The organism is Pseudosulfitobacter sp. SM2401, from assembly GCF_042932805.1.
Classification (GTDB): Bacteria; Pseudomonadota; Alphaproteobacteria; order Rhodobacterales; family Rhodobacteraceae; genus Ascidiaceihabitans.
In genome coordinates, this window is the sequence record NZ_CP170633.1 from 3972751 (window position 1) to 3985253 (window position 12503).

Sequence of the window (12503 nt, forward strand, 5' to 3'; positions counted from 1 at the left end):
CGGTCAGTTTCGACGTCTATTTAGCGATCAAATGGGCTGGGATATCCAAGCCTGCTTCGACGTAAAAACGCGCGGCACCGGGGTGCAAAGGTGCTGGCAAACCGGCCATCGCACGCTCAACCGCCATGGCTTTGGTCGCGGGGTGGATCGCTTGCAAAAACGGCAGGTTTTCGTACATCGCCTTGGTCAAAAGATAGACGTGCTCATCGTTCACACTGGCGTTCACGGCCAAGAAATTTGGCTGTGCGATTGTGCTCACGTCTTTGGTTTGGCCGGGGTAGGTGCCCGCCGCGATTGTGTAGGGCACCCAAAGGTTGCGGCCCGCGTCCATCGCTGCGGCTTGGTCTGCGGTCACGTCGAGGATCGTGAATTTGCCCTCGTTGGAGGCCATCAATTTGGTGATTGCACCGGTTGGTGGGCCGGACGGAATGCCCGCCGCAACCGCTTGGCCGTTGGCCATCGCATCAGCCGTTGGGCCATAGCCTGCGGACACCAATGTGAAGTCTTTGGCAAGATCAAGACCGAGGCCCGCGAGCAACACCGTGTTTGATCCAATCGTGCCGGAATTCTGCTTGCCCATGCCGACGGACATGCCGGTGAGCGCCTTGAGATCATCGACGGTGCCGGTGGTGGCTTTGGCCGCTGGAACCACGAATTGCTCGACGTTTTGCCACAGCATCGTGACAGAGCGCAGGTTGGTTTGTGGCTCGGACACAGGGCCGGTGCCGGTGATCGCGTAGGACCCGAACAACCCTTGCAGGATCGCGAAATCGGCAGTGCCTGATGACAGTGCCTGCACGTTCGCGCCGGACCCAGCCGAGTTCACAGCCGTCAGCGAAAAGTTCTGTTTGGGCAGCAGTTTGATTTTCGACAGGGTCGAGATCGCGGTGCCAACAGGGTGATAGGTGCCGCCCGTGGATGCGGTGTTCAAAACGTAATCCGTGCTTTGCGCAAAGGCGCCGCCAGACGTGACAAGACCGGCACTCAGGACGAGTGCTTTTAAGATGTTCATTGGTATTCCTCCCAGAATCAAAGCCGAAAATATGGCTTGTGACGTTGATGGGGATTGGCGGGATTCTGCGGTATGAGGGAAATTGCAGGGCGCATAAAAATATGCCTGCGGATTTCCGCAGAGGGCTATTTTTCCAACAATGCGTCTTTGTCGAGGTCCAGTTTGACGATCTTTTCATTCAAGGTGCGACGGCCAATTCCAAGGGCAGCGGCGACATCATCCATGCGCCCGTTTTCGTCTTGAATCGAACGGCTGATCACTTCGCGCTCGAACGCGGCGACCGCTTCGCGCAGGGTTCCGGGAAAGGGTTGCAGCGATGTTTGTCGCGCAATCGCGAGCCGTACAGAGCCGCCACCGCGCCGCTCTGCCAACACGCGTCGTTCGGCGACATTTTGCAACTCACGCACGTTGCCGGGCCAATCATACGACATCAACGCCGAGATATCGTCGTTGGTCAGCTTGGGCATTGGCAATTCGTAAAGCTGGCTTAGGCGCTGCGTGTAATGGCGAAACAACAGTAAAACATCCTCGCCGCGATCCGCCAGACTGGGCAGTTCGATCACAAGGGTGTTCAGGCGAAAGAGCAGGTCTTCGCGAAAGGATTTCTCGGTGACCATCTGGGCGATTTGATCAGAGGCCGCGCTGATCACGCGCAGCTCTGCGGTCTGGACGTCGGTTTCACCGATCCGTTGGTATTGTTTGGTTTCGATGGCGCGTAGAATTTTGGCCTGTGTGCCGTGGGGCATCGAGCTGAGTTCATCCAGAAACAACGTGCCGCCGTTGGCTTGGCTCATCAATCCGCGTGGGTTTTGCGTGGTGCCGAACACCGTTTCTTCGAACCGCTCGGGCGGGATCGCGGCGCAATTGATCGGCACAAACGGGGCGCTAGGCGAGGTGCCAAGATCGTGCAAAGCCCGCGCGGCAAGTTCCTTGCCGGTGCCGGTTTCACCAAGGATCAAGACATTGGCGTTGCTGACTGCAAAGTCGAAAATCAGATCGCGCACGGCGGCGATTTGCGGGCTGTTGCCGATCAGGATACGTTCCAGATCGGTCAGTTCTGCCAGCCGGCTTTGCAGCAGTTTTGTGCTGTCTTCCAGGCGCTTCATCCGCACAGCATTTTTGAGGATTCCCAGCAGGCGGCGGGGTTCAAACGGCTTTTCCACAAAGCTGTAGGCCCCGTCCTGCAAGGCACCAACGGCCATCGGAATATCGCCATGGGCTGAGATTAAAATGACCGGAACATTGCTGATTTCGCGGGCTTTGCGCTGAAATTCTAGCCCGTCCATTTCGGGCATGCGCACGTCGCTCAGAATGACGTCGGGGGCGCTGGTATGAATGGCCTCTAACCCCGCCTGCGCGTTCTTTGCAATCACGGCATTATAGCCTGCGCTTTCGAGCAAATGGACCAAGGACACCCGCATTTCGCGATCATCATCAACGACAAGGATTGTGGCTGTTGTCATGCGAAATCTCCGTCGTCGGGAAGGGGTAATGTGACGATAAATTCTGCACCGTCTGTGGTGTCGCCGATGCTAAGCGCGCCGCCGTGATCTGTGATGATTTCCGTCGCGATGGCAAGGCCAAGACCCATTCCGACACCAGAGGGCTTTGTGCTGAAAAACGGCTCTTGCAGATCGGCGAAACTGGCCCCGCCAAGCCCCGGCCCATTGTCTGTGACGCGGATCACAACCGTGTCTGGTGTCTGTTCGACGCGCACAGAAATTTCCGGGTCTATCGCCGTTTCGACGGCATGGACCGCGTTCTTGAAAAGGTTGGTAAACGCTTGTTCCAGTTGAACCTGATGGGCATGCAGGGTGACGGGTTCAGGCAGGTCGGCAGGGCGAAAGCGGATTTTTCCCTGCGCGATTTCAGCACGCAGTAAATTCGCGGCCTCGCTTAGAACCGTTGATAAATCGACGCTGGTTTTCTTGGCGGCCTGTTTGCGGGCGAAATAGCGGAATTGGCTGGTGATCGATTCCATTCGGTCGACCAGCTTGTTCAGGTTGCTTGCGGTTTTGGGCGAGGTGATTTCGTTGCCGATTTCTGCCGCAGCAAGGTGATTGCGAAAGGCGCTAATGGGCTGTCCCAGTTCGTGAGTGACCGAGGCCGCCAGATGCCCGAGGGCTGCCAGTTTGGCACTGCGCGCAAGGTCGGTTTGGGCTTGTTCCAAGCGACGGTTTGTTTCGATCAGTTCGGTGCGCTGACGTTCGGACGCGGTGTAGGCTTGTTCAATGCGGCGGGACCGCAAGAAGGTGGCAAAGCCAAGCAGGAATGTGATGATACTGCCGAAAAAGATGGTCGTCAGAAGGGTTTCGCGGATGATGATGCTTTGGGGTCGCAGGTAATGAACGGTCCAGTCGCGCCATTCCGAAATGCCCGATGCCCGCAAATATTTGGTACCATCTACAGCGACCCGGTGCGTGCCAAGGGATGTCCAATCAAGCGGCCCGAGGGCTTCGCTGCCGAACTGACGGCTGTCCAGAATGGCAGTGCGTACGTCAGATGGCAGGGCGCCGACCGGGCGATACAGCCAGTCGGGATTGGACGCGAGAACCACGATGTTGTCCCTGTTTATGGCCACAACCGTTTCACTGTCGCTTTCCCAAGATCGCTGCAATTCACTGACATCCAGCTTGATGGCTATGACGCCGGACTGCACGTTTCCGGTCAGGGATACGGGTTCCGCCACGAAATATCCGGGCCGGCCAGAAGTGGCACCAATGGCGAAATAATCACTGCGCTGGCCTTTTAGCGCGTCTTGGAAATAGGGGCGAAACCCATAGTTCTGGTCCAGAAAACTGTGCGCCTCGTCCGCGTTTGATGTCGCCAGAACCCGCCCTGTCGTGTCCATCAGATAGATCGCCTCTAGCTTGGCCTCTTTGGCAAACAGGCGCAGGCGGTCGTTAAGGTTGGGATCAACCGTTTCGGAGTGCAGCGCGTTCGCATAGCGCGGATCGCGGGCCAGAACGAAGGGCAAATGTTGATGCTGGCGCAGGGTTTCGTTCAACGCGCGCAGGTACAATGCCATCCGGTTTGCAGCTGCCTGAGATTCGAGTTGCTCGAAATACGTACGCGCCCCAAAAAACGTCGCAACGGTGGCCAGCACCAAGGTGACGAACAGCACGCCCAGAACGCTTTTGCGCATGCGCCCCGGCGCGCGATTGATGTCGGTTTTGGGTGGCATCGAATTCTCCCCTGGCGGCAGTGTGATACGGGATCGTGTGTCCTGTAAACAGGTGCCTGTTCGGGGCAGACGGCAGGTTTGCGGATTTCCGCAGGGCAAGCAGCTATCGATGCCTCTAAAAAGAAAAACCCCGCCGATCGCTCAGCGGGGGTTCACTATTTTCCGACAATGCGGGGATGATTTACATCATACCTTCGCGTTGTAGCTTTTTGCGTGCCAATTTACGGGAACGACGGATCGCTTCGGCTTTCTCGCGTGCTTTTTTCTCGGACGGTTTCTCGAAATGTTGCTTAAGCTTCATTTCACGAAACACACCTTCGCGCTGAAGTTTTTTCTTCAGGGCGCGCAGCGCTTGATCGACGTTATTATCGCGAACACTAACCTGCATGTGGTTTTCACCACCTTTCTAGTTTGAAGTTGCAAGGATTTGCAGGAAGTTGGCCAATAGCAAATCGCACCTATATTGTCTAGTATGTTGCTAGGCACCCAAAGGAGCGCGCGATGACCACCCCGTATGAGACGACCAAAGACCAATTGCTGGATGCCGCGTTGGATCACGTGCCCTTTGATGGCTGGTCAGAAGCGACGTTTCAGGCAGCAATCGTTGATGCAGAGGTAACGCCGGCCTTGGCCCGTGCCGTGTGTCCGCGCGGCGCGGTTGATTTGGCGGTCGCCTATCATTTGCGCGGGGATGATGTGATGGAGGCGCGCCTAAAGTCCGAGGATCTCAGCGACTTGCGATTCCGTGATCGAATCGCATCTGGCGTGCGGTTTCGGATCGAAGCGGTCACCGACAAAGAGGCCGTGCGCCGTGGCACGACGTTGTTTGCATTGCCGATGCATGCGGGTGACGGGGCCAAGGCGATCTGGGGTACAGCCGACAAGATTTGGACCGCCTTGGGTGACACCTCGGACGATGTGAATTGGTACACAAAACGCGCGACCCTCAGCGGTGTCTACAGCGCGACGGTGCTGTATTGGCTGGGCGATGACAGCGTCGACAATCAAGCGACGTGGGAATTTTTGGACCGCCGCATCGACGACGTGATGCAGATCGAAAAGGTCAAAGCCCAAGTGCGTGACAGCCCGACGCTGAGCAAGCTGCTTGCAGGCCCAAACTGGTTGTTAAGCCGGATCAAAGCGCCGACAAAAATGCCGGACATCGATTTGCCCGGTCGCTGGACAACGCCGCGTCAGGACTAGTGCGCGCCATTGCGCGTCGATCCTTGATCAGCGACACTTGGGATCAAACAACCAAAGGATACCCCCGCCATGAGCGACATGATGAACGCCGTTGAAATCACCAAACCGGGCGGGCCAGAGGTTTTGCAAATGACCAAGCGCCCGATGCCTGCGGCCGCGCATGGTCAGGTGGTTCTCAAGGTCGCGTATGCCGGTGTGAACCGTCCCGATGCGTTGCAGCGTGCGGGCATGTACGCCCCACCCAAAACCGCTAGCGATTTGCCGGGGTTAGAAGCTTCGGGCGAAGTTGTTGCCTTGGGGTCGGGCGTTTCCGGCTTGGCTGTTGGCGATCAAGTCTGCGCCCTGTTGCCCGGCGGCGGCTACGCGGAATACGTTGCAACCCCCGCTGCACATTGTTTGCCGTTGCCCAAAGGACTGGGGTTGAAAGAAGCGGCGTGCTTGCCGGAAACTTACTTTACGGTTTGGTCTAATGTTTTCACGCGCGGCGGTCTGAAGGCAGGCGAACGGTTCTTGGTCCACGGCGGGTCCAGTGGGATTGGCACAACGGCAATCCAACTGACCAATGCTTTTGGCGCACGCGTGTTTGCAACAGCCGGTTCGGACGAAAAATGCACAGCCTGTACCGATCTGGGGGCCGAAATCGCGATCAACTACCGCGACGCAGATTTTGTCGAAGTGATGAAGTTCCAAGGTGGTGCGGACCTGATCCTCGATATGGTCGGGGGCGACTACATCCCACGCAACATCCAGACCTTGGCCGAAGACGGACGTCTGGTGCAGATCGCGTTTTTGCAAGGGCCGAAGGTTGAATTGAACTTTGCCCTGATGATGATGAAACGCCTGACGATCACCGGTAGCACCCTGCGCCCGCAGTCAGATTTGGCCAAGGCGCGGATTGCCCAAGACTTGCGCGAAGCCGTATGGCCACTGCTGGATGCAGGACGGATCAAACCCGTGATGGACAGCACATTTGCACTGGCTGATGCGGCGGATGCACATGCGCGGATGGAAAGCAGTGGGCACATTGGCAAGATCGTGCTTGAGGTTGCTGGCGGCTAATTTGAGTATTTAGGATCGGAACAGAACACGGCCCATCCCAATCATCCAATGTGAAGGCATAGACCGTGCGGTAAGCTTGCGCTTGTCCTGATACGGCCATCGGCTCTCCAGCCTGTACCGCAAGGCCAAGTTTACGCATTAAGGTTAATTCTTCGTTTTGTTTTGATCAAAAATACTCAAAATTGGGGCCCCCAGCAGGACAGGCCCTAACGTATCGGATCGAACACTGCGTCTTTCATCGTGCAATCGCGCACGACATCCTGACCGCAGGGTACAGGTACTAAATCACGAGACAAACAGATGCGTGCTTCTTGGATGTGGCCTTGTTTGCAGGTTATTGTCAGCCCGTCTGCTTCGAGGTCGGGGTTGTCATTAAGCCATGCGGCCTCGACCACAGAGGCGGGCAATTTGATGGATTTATCCAATTTGCGAAAGATCGCGGGGCGGGTGACGGATGCGTAAGCTTCGCGTGACCGGGCGTAGTAATCGGCAGGCGACAGGCCAGAGCAGACACCGTGCTTTTTCCATTGATGCCAGGCCAGTCCACCGGTGCCCATAATGTCGGCCATTGCGTTTGTTTGGCTGCGTGATGGCGCGCGAAAATTCGAGCGGCAGTACTCTGGAAATCCGCGATGATATTGCGGCCAAAGCCCGTGCAAAATCCAGCCGTGATCGTGGCGGGCATCGCATTGATCCGACCCTTTGGCATCTCCCGACAGGGCGCACCAATTTGGCGACCATGACAGCGCCATCACGTAGTAGTCGAATTCGCCCGATTTGTGCTGCTGCGCCATGGCAGGGCCAGTCAAACCAAGGGTTATCAAAATCCAGAAAAGATGCGCGCGCATATTGGTCTTCCCTTATCGCTTTTGCGCGACTATATACGGCTCAAGTTCCCCCACAATGGAAACCGACCTTGGATGCCAAGGCAGCCTAATTCAGGTGGCGGGAGAGTTATGCGTTAGGAGCACGAACATGGCAAAACCGATTATGGCAAAAGCCACAGCCGTCTGGCTGGTGGACAACACCACAATGAACTTCAAGCAGATTGCTGACTTTGTTGGCATGCACGAATTAGAAGTCCAAGGCATTGCCGATGGTGATGTAGCCGCGGGCGTCAAAGGCTTTGATCCGATTGTAAACAATCAGCTGACCCAAGAAGAAATCGACGAGGCGCAAGCCAACCCGCTGCACAAGCTGGCACTGAAATTCAACGCTGCTGCACAGGGCGAAGAAAAACGTCGCGGTCCGCGGTATACTCCGTTGTCCAAGCGTCAGGACCGTCCTGCGTCGATCTATTGGTTGGTTAAATTCCACCCGGAATTGAGCGATGCGCAAGTGTCCAAATTGGTCGGCACAACCAAACCAACGATCCAGGCGATTCGCGAACGCACGCACTGGAACATCTCGAACATCCAACCGATTGATCCGGTTGCTTTGGGCCTGTGCAAACAATCCGAACTGGACGCCGCTGTTCAAAAAGCTGCGGCCAAAAAAGCTGCTGACGGCGAAGTAATGTCTGATGATGAGCGTCGCAAACTGGTCAGCACAGAGCAGTCGTTGGGCATGGATCCGGAACCAAAAATCCCGACAGCCATCGAAGGTCTTGAGACGTTCACGCTGGGCGAGCCAATTGATGACGAAGATGATGATCCATCCGCGTTGATCGATGCGGACAACTTGTTCAACCTGCCGTCAGGTGACGGTGAAGAGCAGCCGTAAGCGGCCTCTTTCGCGACAGAAAACCAAACGCGCGCCCGTCAAACGGCGCGCGTTTTGCGTTTTACAGGGACTTGCGCGCGCGCATGGCGGCGGTGATTGTGCCATCATCGAGGTAATCGAGTTCACCGCCAATCGGCACGCCTTGGGCCAGCGACGTCAGCGTCACCCGTGTTTCCAGTTGGTCCGCGATGTAGTGCGCTGTGGTTTGTCCGTCGACGGTGGCGTTCAGGGCCAGGATCACTTCGGTGATGCCTTCGGTTTCGACCCGGTCGATCAAGCGGGGGATACGCAGTTCATGCGGCCCGATGGCGTCCAAGGCAGACAGCGTGCCGCCCAGCACGTGATAGCGACCTTTGAACACGCCGGACCGTTCCATCGCCCACAAATCCGCCACGTCTTCGACCACGCAAAGTTCGCCGTTCGCACGTTTCTCAGAGGTGCACAAATCGCAAATGTCGGTGGTGCCAACATTGCCGCAGTTCAGACATTCACGCGCAGTTGCCGCCACCGTTTGCATCACGTCTGCCAGTGGCGTCAGCAGCAGCGCGCGTTTGCGGATCAGATGCAGCACGGCACGACGGGCGGAGCGGGGCCCAAGGCCCGGCAATTTCGCCATCATTTCGATCAGGGCGTCGATGTCTTGGGTGCTGCTCACGTTGAAATCCGATTGCGGCCTAGAACGGCAGCTTCATTCCGGCAGGCAGGCCCAAACCTTCGGTCAGCGCGCCCATTTTTTCATGCGCGGCTTCGGCAGCTTTGGCTTGCGCGTCTTTGATCGCGGCCAAAATCAGATCCTCGACAACTTCTTTGTCGTCGCCGTTAAAGATCGACGGATCGATATCCAATTGCGTCAGATCGCCTTTGGCCGTCGCGGTCGCTTTGACCAAACCTGCGCCAGATTCACCAACCACAGTGACGTGTTGCAGATCGTCCTGCATTTCCGCCATCTTGGTTTGCATCTCTTTGGCTTTTTTCATCATGCCGGCCATATCGCCAAGCCCGCCAAGTCCTTTGAGCATTCGTTTTCTCCTCGTTTGTGTTGTTCTGAGTGATACTTTGATCCCTCGCTTGTCACAAGAAGGGTTCCTGAATGGCGCGGTCTCAGTCGTCCTCGAACGGGTCCCATTCATCCTCGACCTCAGGCAGCGCGTCTGCGACGGCCTCTGCGGCGATTTGTTCGGGGGTCCTGATTGCGGTGATTTTGGCCTTGGGGAATTGCGCTAAAACAGCTTGCACCATCGGGTGATTTTCTGCCTTGGATTGCAGTTCCAAATCAGCAGCATCGCGCACTTCTGCAATGGTTTTGCCGCCGCCTTCGTTGACGATGGTCACCGCCCAGCGGTTGCCCGTCCATTGTTGCAGTTTCGCGCCCAGTCGTTGCGCCATGTCACGCGGTGCGCGATCCGTAGGCACAAATTCGATGCGGCCCGGTTGGTAGGCCGCCAGTTGCAGCGTTGTTTCGATTTCCACCAACAGCTTGACGTCACGGTTGGTGCGCACCAGTTCGATGACGTGCTCAAACGTCGGGTAGCGCGCTAAGGCTTGATCCGCATTCGTAGCCAAAGCCATCGTTGCCCCGCCACCGCCGCCAGAGGGAACCGAGGCCGAGGCATAAGCCGGGGCCGCCCCCCCGCTCGCCGCAGGCGCGCCACCGGTTGCAGACCCATGTCCGCCCCCCGTTGGGGCGGGCGCAGGTGGTGGTGAAATCCCGTTCAGTTTGCGCACCAGTTCTTCTGGGCTCGGCAAATCTGCCACGTGCGTCAGTCGAATGATCGCCATTTCCGCCGCCATCATCGCGTTGGGCGCGGCGGCCACTTCGTCGAGGCTTTTGAGCAGCATTTGCCATAGCCGCGTCAGCACGCGCATCGGCAACGCCTCGGCCATCGCCAGCCCGCGGGCGCGTTCGTCGTGCGACACGGTTGGATCTTCGGCCGCTTCGGGCGTGATTTTCACAACCGACACCCAGTGGGTGATTTCGGCCAGATCGCGCATCACCGCCATCGGGTCCGCCCCGTCCGCGTATTGTGAACTCAGTTCGGTCAACGCGCCCGCCGCATCGCCGCGCAGCACCATATCGATCAGGTCCATCACGCGACCACGATCCGCCAGCCCCAACATCGCGCGCACTTGGTCGGCGGATGTTTCGCCTGCCCCGTGGCTGATCGCTTGGTCCAGCAGCGACGTTGCATCGCGCGCGGACCCTTCGGCCGCCCGCGCGATCAAGGCCATTGCGTCTTCGGCGATCTCTGCCCCTTCGGCTGTCGCGATTTTGCGCATTAGCGCGATCATCACTTCGGGTTCGATCCGGCGCAAATCAAAGCGTTGGCAGCGCGACAGAACCGTGACCGGCACCTTGCGAATTTCTGTGGTCGCAAAGATGAATTTCACGTGGGCGGGTGGTTCCTCAAGCGTCTTGAGCAACGCGTTGAATGCGCCTGTCGACAGCATGTGAACTTCATCGATGATGTAGACTTTGTAGCGGGCCGAGGCCGCGCGGTAGTGGACGGAATCGATGATTTCGCGGATGTTGGCGACGCCTGTGTTCGATGCGGCGTCCATTTCCATCACGTCGACGTGGCGCCCTTCCATGATCGCGGTGCAGTGTTCGCACGCGCCACAGGGTTCCGTCGTTGGCCCGCCTGTGCCATCCGCCCCGATACAGTTCATGCCTTTGGCGATGATCCGCGCCGTCGTGGTTTTGCCGGTGCCGCGAATACCCGTCATCATGAACGCTTGGGCAATGCGGTCTGCCTCGAACGCGTTTTTCAGCGTGCGCACCATTGCGTCCTGGCCCACCAGATCGACAAAGGTTTCGGGCCGGTATTTGCGGGCCAGAACCTGATAGGCGGGGGGGGCGGCGTCAGACATTAATGAACTTTCACAAGATTCGTCAGAGTCAGAAAGTAGAGGTCGATCGCGCTGGCGTCTACCGCTCTTGGCAGATCAGTTGATCACAAAGACCAAAGTACGCCACCCGTGGCGACGGTCGCGAGTGTCATGATCGCCGCTAGTTTTGTATAACTTTTTGAGGGCAGCGCCTCGGCGTCGTTTTCGCTGATCCGTTCCAGCGTTTTGCAGGCCTGATTGCGGGCCATCCAATAGATTACGATTGCGACCAGCAGGAACAAGGAGGCGACCAATTTGGCAACCCACGTGGGGTCAGTTGCCCCAAAAACGGCCTTGAGCCCGATTGCAATCGCTACAGCCCCCAATCCGGTGCCCATCCACGATGAAAATGTGCGTTCATTGGCGAGAACCGTGCGGTCTTCGGCCCATTTGGTGCGGGTGCGGGATTCTTGATCAGACATGGTGCCAACCTAGTGCTTGCGGTCGCAGATTGACAGGCCGCGTTGTTTGTCTTGGCCTGCATGCGCGGCTATAGAATTGGCAAAACCAACGGATCAGGAGTGTGTTATGCGGTTGCGTGGTGTCAAAGGCAGCAGAAATATCGAAGACCGTCGCCGGTCAGGTGGCGGACGTGGGCGCGCAGCGGGTGGTATTGGCGGTGTCGGGTTGATCGTCGTGCTGGCGATTGGGCTGTTCACCGGCGTTGACGTCACGTCTTTGTTGGAAGGGGCGGATGCGCCGCAAACCCAATCGGGTCAAGTCAGCGCACAGGATGAGCAGGCCGCGCAGTTTACGTCTTCGGTTTTGGCAACGACCGAGCAAGTTTGGACCAAGATTTTCAACGAACAATTGGACCGCCAATACAATCCACCGGTTCTGGTGTTGTATTCCGGCGTCACGCAAAGCCCGTGCGGCGGCGCCTCTGGTGCGACCGGTCCGTTCTACTGTCCGGCGGACAAAAAAGCGTATTTGGACACCTCGTTCTTTACCACGATGTCGCGTCAGTTGGGGGCCAGTGGCGATTTCGCCGCTGCCTATGTGATCGCCCACGAGGTTGCGCATCACGTTCAAAACGAGCTGGGCATTTTGCCCAAAGTTGATCAGGCGCGTCGTGCGTCCAGTCAGAACGAAGCCAACGCCCTGACCGTCCGCCTGGAGTTGATGGCCGATTGCCTGTCAGGCGTTTGGGCGCGCAATGTGCAAGGTTTGCTGGAACGGGGCGATCTAGAAGAAGCCCTGAACGCTGCGCGCATGATTGGGGACGATCATTTGCAACGCCAAGCCGGGCGCGTGCCGAACCCGCACACGTTCACGCACGGAACGTCAGCGCAACGGGCGCGGTGGTTTGATACGGGATACGAGACCGGCAATGTCGGACGCTGCGATACGTTTGCAGCGGCAAGATTGTGATGGTTTTCGGCTTGGGGGGCTGCGATCTCGCTGTGTCTTGCAGACACCGCTGCCGCGTTACGCTTC

Annotated in this window: 12 protein-coding genes and 1 pseudogene; 4 read left to right on the forward strand and 9 right to left on the reverse strand. The window is 57.6% G+C overall.

Going from position 1 to position 12503, the window contains the following annotated elements:
* Positions 1 to 16 precede the first annotated feature (16 nt).
* The 4 genes from ACFIO0_RS19535 to rpsU all read right to left on the reverse strand — a co-directional run bounded on the left by ACFIO0_RS19535 (position 17) and on the right by rpsU (position 4584).
* Positions 17 to 1012 carry a TAXI family TRAP transporter solute-binding subunit gene (locus ACFIO0_RS19535; protein ID WP_390912070.1) on the reverse strand — a complete coding sequence of 332 codons (996 nt, stop codon included), beginning with the start codon at positions 1010 to 1012 and terminating at the stop codon, positions 17 to 19.
* Positions 1013 to 1137: 125 nt separating this feature from the next.
* The gene (locus ACFIO0_RS19540) at positions 1138 to 2475 is read right to left on the reverse strand and encodes a sigma 54-interacting transcriptional regulator (protein ID WP_390912071.1); all 1338 of its coding nucleotides are present in this window, start codon (positions 2473 to 2475) and stop codon (positions 1138 to 1140) included.
* The gene (locus tag ACFIO0_RS19545) at positions 2472 to 4196 is read right to left on the reverse strand and encodes an ATP-binding protein (RefSeq protein WP_390912072.1); all 1725 of its coding nucleotides are present in this window, start codon (positions 4194 to 4196) and stop codon (positions 2472 to 2474) included. Before ACFIO0_RS19545 ends, ACFIO0_RS19540 begins: the two co-directional genes overlap by 4 nt.
* A 181-nt stretch (positions 4197 to 4377) precedes the next feature.
* Positions 4378 to 4584 (reverse strand): 30S ribosomal protein S21, encoded by a 207-nt coding sequence (gene rpsU / locus ACFIO0_RS19550; RefSeq protein WP_005851231.1) that lies wholly within the window; start codon positions 4582 to 4584, stop codon positions 4378 to 4380.
* A 113-nt stretch (positions 4585 to 4697) separates the two neighbouring features.
* Here rpsU and ACFIO0_RS19555 point away from each other — a divergent pair, with 113 nt between their 5' ends.
* Both ACFIO0_RS19555 and ACFIO0_RS19560 read left to right on the forward strand, forming a co-directional pair.
* Complete coding sequence (locus ACFIO0_RS19555; RefSeq protein WP_390912073.1) at positions 4698 to 5399, forward strand: COQ9 family protein; 702 nt, start codon at positions 4698 to 4700, stop codon at positions 5397 to 5399.
* Positions 5400 to 5468: 69 nt separating this feature from the next.
* Complete coding sequence (locus ACFIO0_RS19560; protein ID WP_390912074.1) at positions 5469 to 6458, forward strand: zinc-binding dehydrogenase; 990 nt, start codon at positions 5469 to 5471, stop codon at positions 6456 to 6458.
* Positions 6459 to 6664: 206 nt separating this feature from the next.
* On the opposite strand, the gene ACFIO0_RS19565 is transcribed toward ACFIO0_RS19560, so the two are convergent.
* Complete coding sequence (locus ACFIO0_RS19565) at positions 6665 to 7306, reverse strand: ribonuclease T (RefSeq protein WP_390912075.1); 642 nt, start codon at positions 7304 to 7306, stop codon at positions 6665 to 6667.
* Between the two features lie 127 nt (positions 7307 to 7433).
* Here ACFIO0_RS19565 and ACFIO0_RS19570 point away from each other — a divergent pair, with 127 nt between their 5' ends.
* The gene (locus tag ACFIO0_RS19570; protein ID WP_390912076.1) at positions 7434 to 8180 is read left to right on the forward strand and encodes a cell cycle transcriptional regulator TrcR; all 747 of its coding nucleotides are present in this window, start codon (positions 7434 to 7436) and stop codon (positions 8178 to 8180) included.
* 61 nt (positions 8181 to 8241) lie between these two features.
* On the opposite strand, the gene recR is transcribed toward ACFIO0_RS19570, so the two are convergent.
* The 4 genes and pseudogenes from recR to ACFIO0_RS19590 form a co-directional block, all read right to left on the reverse strand.
* A complete protein-coding gene (recR, locus tag ACFIO0_RS19575; protein ID WP_390912077.1) occupies positions 8242 to 8835 on the reverse strand; it encodes a recombination mediator RecR in 594 nt (197 codons plus the stop codon).
* Positions 8836 to 8854: 19 nt separating this feature from the next.
* Positions 8855 to 9199 (reverse strand): YbaB/EbfC family nucleoid-associated protein, encoded by a 345-nt coding sequence (locus ACFIO0_RS19580; protein ID WP_390912078.1) that lies wholly within the window; start codon positions 9197 to 9199, stop codon positions 8855 to 8857.
* Between the two features lie 82 nt (positions 9200 to 9281).
* Positions 9282 to 11090, reverse strand: a pseudogene (locus ACFIO0_RS19585) (DNA polymerase III subunit gamma/tau); the annotation flags it as partial.
* 41 nt (positions 11091 to 11131) lie between these two features.
* A complete protein-coding gene (locus tag ACFIO0_RS19590) occupies positions 11132 to 11488 on the reverse strand; it encodes a DUF202 domain-containing protein (RefSeq protein ID WP_390912079.1) in 357 nt (118 codons plus the stop codon).
* A gap of 106 nt (positions 11489 to 11594) precedes the next feature.
* Between ACFIO0_RS19590 and ACFIO0_RS19595 the strand changes: the two genes are divergently transcribed.
* Positions 11595 to 12437 (forward strand): neutral zinc metallopeptidase, encoded by an 843-nt coding sequence (locus tag ACFIO0_RS19595; protein ID WP_390912080.1) that lies wholly within the window; start codon positions 11595 to 11597, stop codon positions 12435 to 12437.
* Positions 12438 to 12503: the final 66 nt, after the last annotated feature.